The sequence below is a fragment of the Cardiobacterium sp. genome, assembly GCF_057314735.1.
In genome coordinates this window covers 24,273-40,666 of record NZ_DBHKZK010000066.1, presented here as the reverse complement: position 1 = coordinate 40,666, position 16,394 = coordinate 24,273, and the positions used below count along the sequence as shown (strand labels likewise).

Genomic DNA, 16,394 nt, shown 5'->3' with positions numbered 1-16,394 from the left:
AAACCCCATGGCAGACTTCAACCAAATCCTTGACGCGGGCGACGTGGACGGCGGCATCATCAACGTCGTCGTCGAAATCCCGGCAGGCTCCAACCACAAAATCGAATGGAAGCGCAAAGTCGGCGCGCTGATGCTCGACCGCGTTGAGCCGCTCATCTTCGCCAAGCCGACCAACTACGGCTTTATCCCGCAAACGCTGGACGAAGACGGCGACGAGCTGGACGCGCTTATCATCACCGACACCCCGCTGCCGACCGGTGTCTATCTCGAAGCGCGCGTCATCGGCGTGATGAAATTCGTCGATGACGGCGAAGTCGATGACAAAATCGTCTGCGTCCCCGCCGACGACCGCCAAACCGGCGACGCCATCAAGACCCTTGCCGACCTGCCCGCGCAGCTCATCAAACAAATCGAATTTCACTTCAACCACTACAAGGCGCTGAAAAAACCCGGCTCAACCAAAGTTGACCACTGGGGCGACATCAACGAGGCGAAACAAGTCATCCGCGACTCGCAAGCCCGCTGGAAAGCCCAATAATTCACAGCCCCCGCCACCGGGGGCTTTCACCATCTATCCGCATGAAAAAAATCCTCCTCCTCACCCTCCTCCAGGCGAACACCCTCATGGCAACCCCGCAAGACCCCAACCTCTGGCTCGAAGACATCGACAGCGAACGCGCCCTGCAATGGGTACGCGAACAAAACACCACCGCCGAAAAAGCGTTCACGCAAAACCCCGCCTTCAAACAAATGGAAGCGGACATCCTTGCCGTACTCGATTCCAAAGAAAAAATCCCCTACGCCGGCAAACGCGGCGACTACTACTACAACTACTGGCAGGACGACCAGCACCCGCGCGGCATTTGGCGGCGCACCACCCTCGACGAATACAAAAAGCCCAACCCCCAATGGGACAACATCCTCGACCTCGACGCACTCAATAAAGCAGAAAACGCCACCTGGGTCTGGCACGGCGCCCAATGCCTGCGCCCCGACTACCGCCGCTGCCTCATCAGCCTCTCCAACGGCGGCTCGGATGCCGACGAAACGCGCGAATATGACCTCGAAAAACGCGAATTCATCAAAGACGGCTACTACCGCCCCGCCGCCAAAGGCTCGATGAGCTGGATCGACGAAAACCACGTCTTTATCCAGACCGACTTCGGCAAAGACAGCATGAGCAGCTCCGGCTACCCGCGCGAAGCCCGCCTGTGGACGCGCGGCACCCCGCTGGAGCAGGCCGAACTCGTTTACCGGGGCAAAGACGGCGATATGCGCGTCATCGCTTACCACGACAGCACCCCCGGCTACGAACGCGATTACGTCGTGCGCATCATCGACTTCTACAACAACGAATACTACCAGCGCCTTGCCGACGGCAAACTGGTGAAAATTGACGTCCCCGATTCCGCCGAAAAAGGCGTCGTGCGCGACTGGCTCATCATCAGCCCGCGCGAAGACTGGACAATCGGCGACAAAACCTACCCGGCGGGCAGCTACCTCGTCGCCAAATACGACGACTGGATGGCGGGCAAACGCGAGCTGACCGCACTCTTCACCCCGGACGCGCACACCTCGCTCGCGGGCAGCACCTGGACCAAAAACTACCTCATCCTGGAAACCCTCGAAGACGTCAAAACCCGCCTTACCGTTTACGACCCGGCCAACCACTGGGCGCAAAGCAAACTCGCGGGCGTACCCGACATCGGCACCGCCAGCACCGCCGCTATTGACGCCGACGAAAGCGACCAAATCTGGCTCACCACCAGCGGTTACACCCAGCCGACCACCCTCGCGCTCGCCGACCTCGCCCGCGCCCAACAGCCGCCCGAAACCCTGAAAACCCTGCCCGCCTACTTTGACGCGAGCGGACTCACCGTCGAACAACACTTCGCCACCAGCGACGACGGCACCCAAATCCCCTACACCATTGTCCGCCCGAAAGACCTGAAAACCGACGGCAACAACCCGACCCTGCTCTACGGCTACGGCGGCTTTGAAGTCGCGCTCACCCCCGGCTACGGCGGCGGCATCGGCAAAAGCTGGCTGACGCGCAAAACCGCAAGCGGCCGCAGCGGCGTTTACGTCGTTGCCAACATCCGTGGCGGCGGCGAATACGGCCCACGCTGGCACCAGGCAGCGCTGAAAGAGCACCGCCACAAAGCCTACGAAGACTTCGCCGCTGTCGCCCGCGACCTCACCGCGCGCGGCATCGCCAGCCCGGCACACCTTGGCATCCAGGGCGGCAGCAACGGCGGCCTGCTGACGGGCAATATGCTGACCCAATACCCGGAACTGTTCGGCGCCATCGTCATCCAGGTGCCGCTGCTGGATATGCAGCGCTACCACAAACTGCTCGCCGGCGCCTCGTGGATAGCCGAATACGGCGACCCGGACAAACCCGAAGAATGGGCATACCTGCAAAACTACTCGCCCTACCACCGCTTTGACCCGGCGAAAAACTACCCGCCGGTGCTGTTCACCACCTCGACCCGCGACGACCGCGTTCACCCCGGCCACGCGCGCAAAATGATGGCGAAAATGCTTGCGGCGGGCAAAACCGCGCTTTACTACGAAAACACCGAAGGCGGCCACGGCGGTGCGGCAGACAACAAACAGCGCGCCTACATGAGCGCGCTTGCCTACACTTTCCTCTGGAACGAACTGACGAAGGGGCTATAACCCGCCGCTGCTGCTATAAAAAAACGCCGCATTTGCGGCATTTTTTCGCAGGTTGGGTTAGGCGCTGTTTATAGCCGTTCACCGAAAGTTTCAGCTTGTAGGGTGGGGCTTGCCCCACCCTACAGGTTCTGCGGGAAGCGACAGTTTTGCGGGTCAAGGGATTCATGCCCAACGTTGTAACAACGGCAACAGCGTAGGATTTGTGCCGCAGGCACGCACGCGGTTGCCGATATCAAATTCCGGCGTGCGTGTCGGCTACGCCACCACACACCCTACGCATGAAACCCGCCCGCTGCGGATTTGAAAGGAGGTCTAAATTGTAAACAGCCCCTGGCGCGCTTATGCCCGCTCGCCTTTGCGGTGGTAATTGCCGCCTTTGCGTTCGGCAAACGGTTTTTTGCCGCCGCGTTTGCCGTCGAATTTCTTGCCGTCCGCCTTGCCGTAGCTTTTGCCCGGTGCGCCCCGGAATTTTTTCCCCAGTTTGGTTTTCGGTTTGCTGGTGATTTTCGGCTCCAGCCCAGCGATGCGGTGCTCTTCGATTTTCCGCTCCAGGTAGCGGGTGATGGCGGAAAGCTGGCTGCGGTCGGCAAGGCTGCACAGGTTAATCGCGGTGCCGCTGCGTCCGGCGCGGCCACTGCGGCCAATGCGGTGCACATAGTCTTCCACCTGGCGCGGCAGGTCGTAGTTGATGACGTGGCTGATGGCGGGGACGTCGATGCCGCGCGCGGCGACGTCTGTCGCAACGAGGATGTCGCATTTGCCCTTGCGCAGGTCTTCAACGATGCGGTTGCGTTTGACTTGCGGCAGGTCGCCGTGCAGGTAGCGGGCGCGGAAGCCGTTGTCGCGCAGTTGGTCGGCGATTTCTTCGCTGGCGCGTTTGGTGGCGGCGAAGATGATGGCCTGCCCCATTTCCGGGTCGGCGACGAGATGCTCCAGGATTTGGTTTTTGTGGTCGGCGTTGTCGCAGAAATAGACTTTTTCTTCGATGTGCGCGCTTTCGACCTTGATGGCGATGCGCTCCGGCTCGCGCGTATAGCGGCGGGCGATTTTGCCGACGGCGCCGTCCCAGGTGGCGGATGACATGATGGTCTGCCGCGCCTCCGGCAGCGCTTCGATGATGGCATTGAGGTCGTCGGCAAAGCCCATATCAAGCATCCGGTCGGCTTCGTCGAGGACGAGCATATCGAGCGCGCTGCAATCAATGCGTTCGTCGCGCAGGTGGTCGAGCAGGCGGCCGGGGGTGGCGACGATGATTTGCACGCCTTTTTTCAGGGCGCGGATTTGTCCGCCGTAGGGCGCGCCGCCGACCAGCGGCACGGAGAACAACCATTTGAGTTCTTTGCCGTATTTGCGTACCTGGTCATGCACTTGCAGCGCCAGTTCGCGTGTCGGGGTGAGGATGAGCGCGCGCGGGCGTTTGCCCTTGTTTTCGCCGGTGACGAGGCGGGTGAGAATGGGCAGGACAAAGGCGGCGGTTTTGCCGCTGCCGGTTTGCGCGGAGAGTTGCAGGTCGCGCCCGGCGACGGCAAGCGGGATGGCTTGTGCCTGGATGGGCGTCGGCGTGGTGTAGCCGCTGGCGGCGATGGCCTTGAGCAGGGCTTCGGGGAGACTCAGGTCGGTGAAGGTTTGCATGGATGGCTCCGGTGTGTGGGGCAATGGCAAACCATGACGACCGCAGCGCCGTGAGGGTTACGAAGATGAGGGTTGCCGGAATTTTCATTTCATCGGCAACAATCAGGGGAAGCCTCGTGCTTCGGATCGCGGGCGATGTCGTCAAAGGGCGCGCATTGTACGCGCCCGCAGCGGCTTGTAAAGCGGTTCTTGCAAAAATCCCTTATGCTGTCGCCATTTTCACACCGGAGAACGCCATGCCCTTCCCCCCTGCCCTGCTTGAACTCGCCGCCCTTTCTGCCACGGAGGACGAAAGCAGCATCGCTGCCCTCTGCCTGCAAGCGGCGGACTGCGCCGCGGTGTGCGTACCGCCGCCGTTTGTCGCCCAAGCGCGGCGGGCGCTGCCTGCTGCCGTGCAGGTCGCCAGTGTCGTCAATTTCCCCGACGGGGCGCAGTCGCAGGAGGCGATTTACGCGACGCTGCGGCAAATCCTCGCCGACGGCGGCGATGAAATCGCCTTCATTTTCCCCTACCGCGCCTTTATCAACGACAACGCCAGCAGCGCGCTGGAGCTCAGCGAAGGCGTCGCCCAGTTTTGCCACGACCACGACACCCGCCTGCGTGTCATCCTCGAAACCGGCGTGCTGGCCGATGGCGACATTCTCGCCAGCGCCGAAGCCGCCATCCGTGCCGGGGCGGATATGCTGCAAACCTCAAGCGGTTACGCCGAAAAGGGGGCGACGCCGGAAGCGGCATTGCTGTTGCTCAATACCCTTGCCGCCGCCCCGCGCGACATTGGCCTTGTCATCGCGGGCGGCGTGCATGACGCCGACACCGCCCGCGCCTATCTGGTACAAGCGGCAGCGGTGATGGACGAGGACTGGCCGAACGTGGCGCGGTTTCGCCTCAGCATCGGCGCGGAAGACCTGCCCGCGCTGCAAGACGCCGACGGTCAGCCCCCATGCGCATCCTGAGCTACAACATCCAGGCGGCAATTAACGCACGCAGCTACCTGAGCTACACCTGGCAATGGCACCGGCAAATCCTGCCCGGCCCGGCCAAACGCAAGACCCTCGCCCGCATCGCCGCCTACATCAGCCAGTTTGACCTCATCTGCCTGCAAGAAATTGACCTCGGCGGCCTGCGCAACGGCTTTCGTAACCACGTCGAACAACTGCGTGACTTGACCGGCCTGCCATACAGCCTCGCCCAGACCAATCGCCGCCTCGGCAAACTCTCGCTGCACGGCAACCTCATTTTGAGCAAAATGCCGCTGCGCGAAGTGCTGAACCGCCCGCTGCCGTCGCGCATCCCCGGTCGCGGCGTACTGGCGGCGGCGGTTGCAACCACCCGTGGCGAGCTGGTCGTCGCCAACATCCATCTGAGCCTCGGCGCGCTCGACCAGCACCGCCAACTGCGCTTCATCCGCGGCCAGCTTGCCGCCTGGGAAAACGTGCTCATCACCGGCGATTACAACTGCACCCCGGATGCGCCGCAACTGCGCATCCTCGCCGAACACGGCTACCGTCGCCTCGGCGACACCAGTCCGACCTTTCCTAGCTGGAGGCCGCACAAGGCACTCGATCACGCTTTCCTGAAAGGCGGTCTGAGCGCACGCAGCTTCGTCAGCGACGAACGCGACAGCGACCACCTGCCGCGGGTGATTGAGCTGGCGGAATAATCCTCACCCCGGCTTACCGTCAATGCGCGGGCGAAACCAGATGAGCGTGTAACCGTGCAGCAGCAGGCAGAATGCCACCACCCACAGCACCTGCGCGCCGCCAATCCACCATAAATATTGCGCGGGCAGGGCGAGCGGCAGCAGCACGCGGCAGACGAACCCGGCGCAGAGCAGGTAGAGCGCGATGACGGCGACGCGCGGCGGTTCGTGAATATTGCGCCCGGAGTGGCCGAGGCTGACCCGCGCCATCATCGACAGCGTCAGCAGGCCGATGCCAGACAGCGCCAGCGCGTGCAGGGCGAGGGTATCGCTCACCACCGGCCAGAACAGTTGGCTGCCAAAGAGGAGAAAGCCGAAAATCATCGCGGCGAAGGCGAGGTGAATACTCCACAGCAGCGGGCGATGCCAGATGCCGCGCGTGTACCAGCCGGCGAGGCGCCAGCCGTTGCAGACGGCGGTAGCGAGGGCGAAGAGCGCTGCCGCTGCCGTCCACGGCGTAAACACCTTCAATATAAAGAAAGCGGTAAAGGTGGCGAGGCAGGCGCGGTCCAGCAGCGCGCTATTTTTCGGGGTGAAGGGATAACCGACGCCGCGTTCGGTGAAAAACGGCGTCACCCGCCGCCCGATGGTGAGGACGATGGCGAGGATGACGAACACACCGAGATAGAGGCTAAAGCGGATGCCGTTACCCCAGCCGAGCAGCCCGGCGATAAACAGCAGCTGACCGATGGCGAGCAGCGCCATTTTCGAGACCAGCCCCATTTGCCGCCACTGCTTCACCGCAAAGACCGGGCGCGCGACGCCATACAACCCGCCGAGGGCAAAGAGCAAATCGCAGCAAGCGGCGACGACATACCCGCCTGGCGCGAAGGCAAACAGCAGCCGCGCCGCGAACCACGGCAGCCAATAGCAAAAAAGCGGCCAACCGTGCGGCATCGGCACGCCGGTCCAGTTCTGCACTGCGGTGAACAAAAAACCGGTGACGACTGCGGCAGCGTAGCCATAAACCATCTCGTGGCCGTGCCACCACTGCGCGACCAGCCCGCCGACGGTGGCATGATGACCCTGATACACCGCCAGCCACGCCAGCATGGCCAGCACGGCGAAAGCGGTCGCAGAGAAAAAAAAGAGGCGAAAACCCAAATTGAGAATCGCGGGATAGCGGGACATGAACAGACTCCTGAAAAAACGGCGGCAAGAATAGCACCCGCCGCCCGCGCCACCGATGACGGAAATCAACCCCTTGCCGCAGCAAGAAAATAAAGCCACAGCCCTCCCCAAAAAACCCCGCCGGATTTGCTAAAATCCGCGCCAATTTTCACCCACAAGAGACACTCTCATGTTCAAAAAGACCCTGCTCGCCGCCCTGATCGGCGCCATCAGCCTTGCCCATGCCAGCGCCCGCTGGAGTGAAGACAGCCTTGTCGCCGCGCGCAACCAGGCCGAAGCGGACATCAACCAATACCTGAAAGACGGCACCGGCCCGGTTGCCAACCTGGCCGACGCCGACATCCGCACCTGGCGGGCAAACGCCAAATACAGCAAAAGCAAAAAAGGCGTAGCCAGCAAAGACTTCGCCCACCTGCAAAACCCCGGCGAGCTGCTCGGCAAACTGGCGGAACGCACCCGCTACAGCGACGACCCGCGTGGCATCGCCTACCGCGCCCTGCTTGCCTCCTCGCCCAACATCCGCAACTCACGCGAAGCCTGGCTGGGCGACAACCTCGCGCTGTACGAACGCATCATGGAAACCGACCGCGACAGCATCCCCTTCGCCCTGGCCGCGCTGGCAAAACTCGCGCCCGAATTTGAAGGCAACCAAAAAGAACAATACAACGCCCTGCTGGACCGCTTCACCTTCAAACTCGCCAACGTTGACGTGGACAAACAACAGGACAAACCACAAATCTGCCTCGAATTTAGCGAAACCCTCCTCGCCGAACCCCAACAAGACTGGCGCAAACGCATCACCATCGAACCCGCCGCCGAAGGCGAAGCGCGCTACAGCGGCGACAAAATCTGCTACAACGGCGTCTGGCAGCGCGATTACAAAATCCGCATCGACCCCAAACTGACTGCACAAAACCACCTCGAACTGGGACGCGCCGAAGAGCGCACCATCAGCACCGGCGACCGCGAACCGATGGTGCGCTTCGCCACCCGTGGCAAAACCCTCGTGCTTGACCCCGATGCCGCGCTCACCGTCGAAAGCAGCAACGTGGACACCATCGAACTCGAACTGTGGCAAATCCCCGGCAACAACCTCGCCGGCGACATCCACGACGCCATCGACAACCCCGACTACTTCAACACCTACGACCTCGACGCCAACGCCAGCAAAATCTGGAGCGGCAGCTTCAACCCCGAAAAAAGCGAACGCAACAGCGTCGTCCAGAACCGCATCGCCTTTGCCGACATGGCGGGCAAAGAAAACCGCAGCGGCGTATACGTCCTCACCCTGCGCGTCCCCGACCAATACCAAACCGCGCTGATGGGCTTCACCGTCACCGACCAGGGACTCACCGCCTACCAGACCCGCGACGGCCTGCTCGCCGAACTGCGCGACCTGCGCAACAACCAGCCCATCGCCGGACAAACCGTCACCCTCTACGCCCAAAACAACCGCGTCCTCGGCGAAGCCAAAACCGACGCACAAGGCATCGCCCGCTTCAGCGCCGCACAAACCGGCGGCAACGGCTCCGACGCCCCCGGACACCTCGTCAGCCAGCACGACGAACACCTCGCCTACCTGCGCGTTGCCGGACAAGGCATCGACCTCTCCGACAAAGGCCTGGACGGCGCACCGGCGGCCAACCCGACCCTGAGCCACTGGAGCTGGCACGACCGCGGCGTGTACCGCCCGAACGACACCATCAACGCCCTCTGGCTCTTCAAAACCCCCGAAGGCAAAGCCTGGAGCGACAGCCCGCTCTGGCTCGAAATCCGCCGCCCGGACGGCAACCTCGTCCACAGCGAACTGCTCAAAGCCGACGACAGCGGCGCCTACCGCTACAGCAGCGCCATCGCCAACAACGCCCGCCTCGGCAACTGGCAAATCCGCATCAGCCTTGGCAAAGACGGCGCGCGCCTCGTGGACGAAACCTACCGCGTGGACAGCATCATCCCGCGCCAAATCGAAAACACCCTGACCGTCAAAACCGAAGGCGACAACAAAGCCAGCATCGACCTCAAAGCCGACTGGCTCTACGGCGCCCCCGCCGCCGACCTGCAAAACGACGGCGTCTGGCGCATCACCCACGGCGATCTCGCCAAAACCAACCCGGCCTGGACCGGCTGGCAAATCGGCCGCCACGACGAAACCGTCGCCGCCTACGACGAACAACGCATCGCTGCCGGCACCACCGACAAAGACGGCAAACGCCACATCGACATCACCCTCGACCGCCCCTTCGACACCCGCCCGCAAGCACTACAAGTCACCAGCACCCTCACCGCACCGGATGGCAGCACCATCGGCGCCGAAAACACCACCCTGCTGCCGCGCAGCGCACCCTACATCGCCCTCAAAAGCGGCGACAACACCGCGCAAATCGCCGTCATCAACGACAAAGGCGAACAACAGGGCGACAACCTCAACTGGACCCTCTACCAGGTAGAGCGCGACTGGTACTGGTACTACGACGACGGCGAATGGCGCTACAACGACAACGACACCCGCCACCCCGTCAAAACCGGCACCATCGCCACCGACGGCAAAACCCCGGCGACCCTCGAACTGCCGCTGGACAACGGCATCTACATCCTCGAAGCCCAGGGCAAAGACCCGGCGAGCGCCGCCAGCCTCGAAATCACCCGCGGCTGGTACGGCAACCCCGGCAACAACAACCCGTCCACCATCACCCTTACCACCGACCGCGAAACCTACCACAACGGCGACACCATCACCCTCAACCTGCAAGCGCCCTTTGACGGCGCCGCCAGCGTCAAAATCGCCAGCCGCGACACCATCAGCGAAAGCCACGACATCACCCTCAAAAACGGCAAGGCACAACTGCAAATCCCGTGGCAAGAAGGCTGGGAACAAGGCATCTGGCTGCTCGCCAACGCCTGGAACGACAAAAACGACGACCACAACCGCCGTGCCGTCGGCCTGCGCTGGCTTGGTGCCGACCTCGCGCACCGCCGCCTCGCGCCCCAAATCAAACTGCCGGAAAACGCCCAGCCCGAACAACCGCTCACCGTGGACATCCACGTCCCCGAAGCGGGCGACAGCACCTGGGTCAACATCGCCGTGGTGGACGACGGCCTCTACCAACTGACCGCGCCCAGCTTCAGCGACCCGCTTCAAGCCTTCTACGGCAAAAAAATCCTGAACCTGGAACTGTACGATACCTTCGGCAACATCATCCGCCAGACCAACGCCCGCCTCGCCGCATTGCGCAGCGGTGCCGACGGCGACGAAAACCCGGTGGATCAAGCCGCACTTGCCGCCCTGCCAGACCTCGACCTCACCCTCATCGCCAACTGGAGCGGCCCGCTCAAACTCGACACCGACGGCAATCTCCAGTACACCGTGCCAATCCCGCACTACAACGGCCGCCTGCGCGTCATGACCGCCGCCTGGAACCCTGACAAAACCGGCAGTGCCGAACAAACCGCCATCGTCAAAGCCCCGGTAGTCGCCGAACTGCAAAGCCCGCGCTACCTCAGCCAGGACGACAGCGGCGTCTTCACCCTGCGCCTGCACAACACCACCGACAAAACCCAAAACCTCAACATCAAACTGGAGACCGACGGCCTCGACCTCGCGGGCGAACCCATCCCCGAAAGCACCCTCGCCCCCGACCAAACCGCCACCCTGCGCTACCCCTTCCGCAGCAACAAAACCGGCGAAGCCCACATCAAAGTGGCCATCAGCGGCGACTACAACGAAACCCTGGAGCGGCGCATCCCCGTCCGCGCCCCGACCCTGCCCGCCGTACGCAACCAGTACCAGCGGCTGGACGCCGGTGCGACGCTGGAATTTACCGACCTCGCCGACGCCCGCCTCAGCCTGAACAGCGGCATCCCCTACAACGCCGAGCCCTACCAAAAACAACTGGCCGACTACCCGCTCGGATGCAGCGAACAAACCACCGGCAAACTGTGGGGACTCATCGCCGCCGCCACCCCTGACCGCGAACACATCCGGGAAGCCGAAAACCGCCTCGCCAACCTCGCCCACTACGACGGTGGCTACAGCCTCTGGGGCTACGGTAACAACAACGCCTGGCTGACCGCCTACGTCGGCGAAGCACTGCTCGAACTGCAAAAACACGACCAGCTGCAAAACCCGGCCCAACTCACCCGCCTGCTGAAAAACCTGCGCGACAACAACGACGGCAGCTTCGACGCCAACCGCGCCCACAGCGACAGCTACAGCTACTACACCCTCGCTTACGCGGGCGAACCCGTACGCGGCAACCTGCTGCGCTACCACCGCGAAGCCGGCGACAAACTCGACCGCAACGACAGCCTCGACATCGCCGCCGCACTGGCACAACTCGGCGAATACCAGGCCGCGAGCGAACGCCTGAACACCCTGACTGCCGAAGAAAACAGCAACAGCTACCCCTACAGCAGTGCGACCAGCCTTGCCGCGCACAACCTCGTCCGCCTCAAACAACTCGAAACCCAATGGCAAAACGTCAAAAACGACCCGCAAAACACCGCGGCGACCATCGCCAAACAAATCGAGAGCCAGCGTGACGCACTCGCCCAGGCACTCTCGCACGACCGCTACCTGAGCACACAAGAACTCGCCTGGCTGGTACGCCTTGCGACCGTCGCCCCCAAACTCGCCGCCGACACCGCCATCGAAATCAACGGCAAAACGGCGACCCTGGCCGACCTCGAAAAAAGCGACTACAACGGCCGCGTGCGCATCACCAACCCCGGCAAACAACCGCTGTGGCTGGAAGCGAGCGACCTGCACGTCCCGGCGGCAGACACGGCGAGCAGCGAAGGCTGGGACATCGCGCTGCGCTACGAAACCGCGGACGGCAGCACCGTGCTTGACCCGGCCAAACTGCCGAACAACACCGACATCCGCATCACCGCGACCTTCACCCCGAAACTCGACCGTGACGCCACACAAAGCGACCTGCTCTACGTCTATCGCCTGCCCGCAGGCATCACCCTGAACGCGCTGCGTGACGACAAACACGACAGCGCCCAGGACGAAGACGACAACAGCGGCGGGGATGACAGCGACAACATCCGCTACCAGTACCGGGAAAACCGCGACGACCGCCACATCGCCGCCTTCACCCTGGATGGCGCGCCGAAAGCGTTCAGCTACACCCTCTACGGCCGCACCACCCGTGCGGGCACCTGGCACGCCCCCGGCGCTTCCATCGAAAATATGTACCACCCCGAAGAACACGCCCGCCAGGCGGCACAAACCATCGTGGTGCAATAACCGCAACCCAAAAAAACCGCCCTCCGGGGCGGTTTTTTTAGAACCTGTTCAAAATCGCGGCTATACACATATAGCGATACTCACAAAGTTCTGTACAAGGCGCGCCGCCGAAGGCAGTACAGTTTAGTACGGTGAGGCGGCTCAACGCTGTACAGGGCTTTGTGAGGATTGCTATAAATCTGAATTGCTGCGCCGAATTGTCCCCCTCCCCTGCAGGGCGCGCAGCGCCCGCAGCGGGGGAGGGTTGGGGAGGGGGTAGCGTCCGTAACTTTACCGCCAATGCAATTCAATCACCCCTGAGACAGCATACATTTCAGGACACTGCCCAAAAATACTTGCCTCGTCCGGTAAACAATGGCAGCGTAGAAAAACTCAACCGATACACGTCATGACCCATGGAGTGAGCCTATGACATTTCAAAAAACATCCCTCGCGCTGTTACTGGCGCTTCCCCTGGCAGCGACCGCTGCCGATTCCCCATCACTACCGCCCGAACCGGCGGGTTTCATCTCTGGCATTCCCGTGCTGCAAGCGGCAAAAGATGCGTTTTTCACGCAGGCAAAAGCGGAAAATCCACCGCCTACACCTGCTATACCTCCTCCTGCCTCAGAAAAAATGCGGATGGAAGATTTTCCCGATGTCGCCCCATTTGAGATTCCGGGACAGGTGAAAAAACCTGTGGTGCAGAATGAATGTAGCGATTTTACCCCGGTAACGGATATGAATCATTTAATTTGGCAGTTATATCATCACATGAAATTTGACTGCCTGCGTCATCCTGACACCAATAATTTAGAGACATTACTTGGAATTCCTGTTCTGACTTTACCTGTCGGGGAAATTCATTATGATTCACTTAAACCAATGGAGCTCTATGAAGGAAAATTTTTTTTGGTGCAATTGGTTACACAAGACCGCAAGGATGTTATTAAAATAACAGTAGAAATACCAAAAAAATTCTTTGATTATGGAGGCAATATATTTGAAAACAGATCTCTTCCTCCTATTCCCGAGCCTGAAATATATAAAAATTTAGGCGATACCGCGCACTCTTGGGATTTCTACAAGTTTAACCGTCTTCATTTTTCTGGAGAATGGGGAGATTTTTCTCCCAAAAGCTACCATATTTGGACAGTTAATAAAACAGAAATGGAGATAGCCAATTGGTATGTTGCAGGTTCGGAGCGGTTTACCTTATATTTTCGTGACTAAATATTTAATTAAACTGGAGAAATAGCTATGTCTAACACCCATTCCCCCGAGAATTTTGATGATATTAAAGGATTAAGCAAGCGTAGGTTGGGTTAGCGAGGAACGAGCATAACCCAACGAAATAAAGAACACCAAAATAATTAACGCTACTTCTGTGAATATAATTCCTGCAACCACGATTAAATCACGAACATTTTTGTTTGTTATCTGGTGATATATTTTGCTGTGCTTATAAGCAAACGTAATACCTCCCTGAGCAAAAATGCTTGCCTCGCCCGGAAAACGATGATACGGTAAAAAAGTGCCTCAACCGACACACGTCATGCCCCATGGAGTGAGCCTATGACATTTCAAAAAACATCTCTCGCGCTGTTACTGGCGCTTCCCCTGGCAGCGACCGCTGCCGATTCCCCACCACCATCCGAACTGGCAGGTTTCATCCTTGGAATTTCATTCCTTGTAACAGGCAAACAAAACGCCCGCATAAACAAAAATGCTTGCCTCACCCGGCAAACGATGATACGGTAAAAAAGTGCCTCAACCGACACACACGTCATGACCCATGGAGTGAGCCTATGACTTTTCAAAAAACATCCCTCGCGCTGTTACTGGCGCTTCCCCTGGCAGCGACCGCTGCCGATTCCCCACCACCATCCGAACCGGCAGGTTTCATCCCCGGCATTCCCGTACTGCAAGCGACGAAAGATGCGTTTCTCACGCAGCCAGAAACAGCATTATCTCCACCTAACCGGTATCGACCCATCGCAACCCTTTCAGATTCTCCAGAGGATAAATACGAGCTGTTTAAAAAACTGCTGGAGCAGGCCATGCAGAAGAGAAGAATTGCAGAGCATAATGGCGGGCTATTACCTGCTGTCTCGTCATTTACAGCCACAGATACGGTACACAAAGTAGCAATTGAGAATGAATGCAGTGATTTTATACCGGTACACAATATAGAAGAATTGGTTGTCCAGCTATACAACCATATGGATCTGCCCTGCTTACAGAGACCTCAAGAGCATCATTTGGAATCTTTAGGTATTCCGATCTTGGCCTACACTTATAACGGAAGACTTCTCTATAAAAATATTGATTATATTGATGACTATAATGGTCAATTTTATTTATCATTACACCAATGTGAGATAACAGACAAATTATGCTCCATCAGAGTTGAAATTTCAAAAAATTTTTTTAAACAAGGTGGTAATATTTTTGAAGACGGGGTTATTTTCAGACATTTGCCATCAGCCCGTTTTTGCAAGGATTATTACAGCAAAAATTTTGAGAACCGTAGAAATTGTCAACGAGATACGTATAACGCAACATCTGATGGAATAGGTGCTTTTAGACAAGGTGCATTGCAAAATAGTCATGCGTGGAAAAAAAGAAAATCGGAGATGATTATCTCCAATTGGCGTGTTCCCGGTTATGGTAGCTTTGAAATAAAATTTCTTTCTTCTTTTTAAATCCTACAGGAGGATACTATGAGTGAACTTGATAAAATTGATGGCCTTAATGATAAAGCCAAAGCTATAATCAGATCTCTTGATTCTTTGGAGTCTGATAAAACGCAGATGGATTATTTGGCGCATTCTCCTACTGCCATCAATATGCTTAATCGATATGCAGACAAGAATGGCACAATGAATGTTGTAGGTAGTGATAAAGAGGTTGGTTATATGTATTCCAATTCTCCTGACAGTATAGGAAATATCAACATAGGGACAGAGATAGTAGATGGAAAAAACATATACTTAACTATTGATACAATAATTCATGAAGTTGGTCATGCACTCGGCGCACATAATAAATTAGTTCAAAATGTCAAAAATAATATTCAAGATGTAACCCTCAATGAATACGTTGATGCTTACAACCTGACAGAAGTAGATGCGGCTGTAGCTCAGTATCAAGTTTTTAAAGAAAACCAAAAATTTAGGGAAAATAATCCACAAAGTGATATAGGAAATATGAAATCAGATTTTGAAATATATCATTCAAAAACCAAGGATAAATTTGAAGAAATTGCCAAAGACTATATAGAAAAAACAGGAAAAGATCCTTTTTTGGATAGAGATTTTTGGGAAGGTAACAGCACTGATAAACAAAAAATTATAGACACATTAAAAGAATTTAGAGGTAATCTTGTTCCTGTATCTCAGAAGGATGTTGATGAAAAAGATGCATTAACTTATAGTGATATTAGTAAAATAAATTTTCTTAAAGAACAAGTTGGGCTTAACTTTTTTTAGATAATGCTGTGGGATATCCTATTATTGATGCTTTAACTTCAAAAGAGCAGAAGGAATTTGTTCAATCAATTCATCTAGATAATAATGGTGATGTCCTATTCGAAATACCAGGTGGAAAAAATAAGTTGATATCAGAAGTATCTAAAAGAGAGGGCAAACCAACATTGTTTTCTCAAGTTATTTCTGATAAAGAAAAATCTACTATTGAATTTCAATATAGAACTATTGATAATATGAAGTACGCGAACTATACTTTAAATAATTATGATATTAGCGGCAATATTCTTCAAAAAAATGAAATTTCTATTACTTATTTTGTGGGGGATACAGAAACCCGTGTTACATGAGTGTATGATGTATATGCCTATGATACTAATGAAAAAATAAAAGGAACTATAGTTACCATAACTAATGTAGACAAGAATTTGCCAACTAGAATATATGAAACTAGAATAACAGAAAATGATAAAGAAATTAAAGAAGAGACAATAGAAATAGAACAAGGAATGATTGAGCAAGAAAACTCATA

Annotated in this window: 12 protein-coding genes; 10 read left to right on the top strand and 2 right to left on the bottom strand. The window is 57.1% G+C overall.

Going from position 1 to position 16,394, the window contains the following annotated elements; all coding sequences use genetic code 11:
* Positions 1-7: 7 nt before the first annotated feature.
* Both ACO54Z_RS09860 and ACO54Z_RS09855 read left to right on the top strand, forming a co-directional pair.
* Entirely contained in the window at positions 8-538 is a 531-nt protein-coding gene (locus ACO54Z_RS09860) for an inorganic diphosphatase (RefSeq protein WP_485996851.1), read from the top strand.
* A 41-nt stretch (positions 539-579) separates the two neighbouring features.
* On the top strand, positions 580-2,682 hold the full coding sequence (locus ACO54Z_RS09855; protein ID WP_485996850.1) for a prolyl oligopeptidase family serine peptidase: 2,103 nt from the start codon (positions 580-582) through the stop codon (positions 2,680-2,682).
* 339 nt (positions 2,683-3,021) lie between these two features.
* On the opposite strand, the gene ACO54Z_RS09850 is transcribed toward ACO54Z_RS09855, so the two are convergent.
* Complete coding sequence (locus tag ACO54Z_RS09850; protein ID WP_485996849.1) at positions 3,022-4,314, bottom strand: DEAD/DEAH box helicase; 1,293 nt, start codon at positions 4,312-4,314, stop codon at positions 3,022-3,024.
* A gap of 236 nt (positions 4,315-4,550) precedes the next feature.
* On the opposite strand from ACO54Z_RS09850, the gene deoC reads away from it, so the two are divergent.
* Together deoC and ACO54Z_RS09840 are read left to right on the top strand one after the other, a co-directional pair.
* Positions 4,551-5,267, top strand: coding sequence for a deoxyribose-phosphate aldolase (deoC, locus tag ACO54Z_RS09845; RefSeq protein WP_485996848.1), 717 nt, complete (start codon positions 4,551-4,553; stop codon positions 5,265-5,267).
* Positions 5,255-5,974, top strand: a complete 720-nt coding sequence (locus ACO54Z_RS09840; protein WP_298079139.1) for an endonuclease/exonuclease/phosphatase family protein — start codon at positions 5,255-5,257, stop codon at positions 5,972-5,974. Before deoC ends, ACO54Z_RS09840 begins: the two co-directional genes overlap by 13 nt.
* 3 nt (positions 5,975-5,977) lie before the next feature.
* Here the strand turns inward: ACO54Z_RS09840 and ACO54Z_RS09835 are convergent, their stop codons facing one another.
* Positions 5,978-7,144: an NnrS family protein gene (locus tag ACO54Z_RS09835; RefSeq protein WP_485996847.1), complete on the bottom strand. Its 1,167-nt coding sequence runs from the start codon at positions 7,142-7,144 to the stop codon at positions 5,978-5,980.
* A gap of 169 nt (positions 7,145-7,313) precedes the next feature.
* On the opposite strand from ACO54Z_RS09835, the gene ACO54Z_RS09830 reads away from it, so the two are divergent.
* The 6 genes from ACO54Z_RS09830 (at position 7,314) to ACO54Z_RS09805 (ending at position 16,212) form a co-directional block, all read left to right on the top strand.
* Entirely contained in the window at positions 7,314-12,395 is a 5,082-nt protein-coding gene (locus ACO54Z_RS09830) for an alpha-2-macroglobulin family protein (RefSeq protein ID WP_485996846.1), read from the top strand.
* A 408-nt stretch (positions 12,396-12,803) separates the two neighbouring features.
* Positions 12,804-13,607: a hypothetical protein gene (locus ACO54Z_RS09825; protein WP_485996845.1), complete on the top strand. Its 804-nt coding sequence runs from the start codon at positions 12,804-12,806 to the stop codon at positions 13,605-13,607.
* A 342-nt stretch (positions 13,608-13,949) separates the two neighbouring features.
* Positions 13,950-14,135 carry a hypothetical protein gene (locus ACO54Z_RS09820; RefSeq protein WP_485996844.1) on the top strand — a complete coding sequence of 62 codons (186 nt, stop codon included), beginning with the start codon at positions 13,950-13,952 and terminating at the stop codon, positions 14,133-14,135.
* 47 nt (positions 14,136-14,182) lie between these two features.
* Positions 14,183-15,079 carry a hypothetical protein gene (locus tag ACO54Z_RS09815; protein WP_485996843.1) on the top strand — a complete coding sequence of 299 codons (897 nt, stop codon included), beginning with the start codon at positions 14,183-14,185 and terminating at the stop codon, positions 15,077-15,079.
* A gap of 18 nt (positions 15,080-15,097) precedes the next feature.
* A complete protein-coding gene (locus ACO54Z_RS09810; protein WP_485996842.1) occupies positions 15,098-15,865 on the top strand; it encodes a hypothetical protein in 768 nt (255 codons plus the stop codon).
* An 8-nt stretch (positions 15,866-15,873) separates the two neighbouring features.
* Positions 15,874-16,212 (top strand): hypothetical protein, encoded by a 339-nt coding sequence (locus tag ACO54Z_RS09805; RefSeq protein ID WP_485996841.1) that lies wholly within the window; start codon positions 15,874-15,876, stop codon positions 16,210-16,212.
* Positions 16,213-16,394: the final 182 nt, after the last annotated feature.

Excerpts from the sequence above, each read along its gene's own strand:
- ACO54Z_RS09860 (WP_485996851.1), top strand. The coding sequence starts at position 8 with ATGGCAGACTTCAACCAAATCCTTGACGCGGGCGACGTGGACGGCGGC.
- ACO54Z_RS09855 (WP_485996850.1), top strand. The coding sequence starts at position 580 with ATGAAAAAAATCCTCCTCCTCACCCTCCTCCAGGCGAACACCCTCATG.
- ACO54Z_RS09850 (WP_485996849.1), bottom strand. The coding sequence starts at position 4,314 with ATGCAAACCTTCACCGACCTGAGTCTCCCCGAAGCCCTGCTCAAGGCC.
- deoC (WP_485996848.1), top strand. The coding sequence starts at position 4,551 with ATGCCCTTCCCCCCTGCCCTGCTTGAACTCGCCGCCCTTTCTGCCACG.
- ACO54Z_RS09840 (WP_298079139.1), top strand. The coding sequence starts at position 5,255 with ATGCGCATCCTGAGCTACAACATCCAGGCGGCAATTAACGCACGCAGC.
- ACO54Z_RS09835 (WP_485996847.1), bottom strand. The coding sequence starts at position 7,144 with ATGTCCCGCTATCCCGCGATTCTCAATTTGGGTTTTCGCCTCTTTTTT.
- ACO54Z_RS09830 (WP_485996846.1), top strand. The coding sequence starts at position 7,314 with ATGTTCAAAAAGACCCTGCTCGCCGCCCTGATCGGCGCCATCAGCCTT.
- ACO54Z_RS09825 (WP_485996845.1), top strand. The coding sequence starts at position 12,804 with ATGACATTTCAAAAAACATCCCTCGCGCTGTTACTGGCGCTTCCCCTG.
- ACO54Z_RS09820 (WP_485996844.1), top strand. The coding sequence starts at position 13,950 with ATGACATTTCAAAAAACATCTCTCGCGCTGTTACTGGCGCTTCCCCTG.
- ACO54Z_RS09815 (WP_485996843.1), top strand. The coding sequence starts at position 14,183 with ATGACTTTTCAAAAAACATCCCTCGCGCTGTTACTGGCGCTTCCCCTG.
- ACO54Z_RS09810 (WP_485996842.1), top strand. The coding sequence starts at position 15,098 with ATGAGTGAACTTGATAAAATTGATGGCCTTAATGATAAAGCCAAAGCT.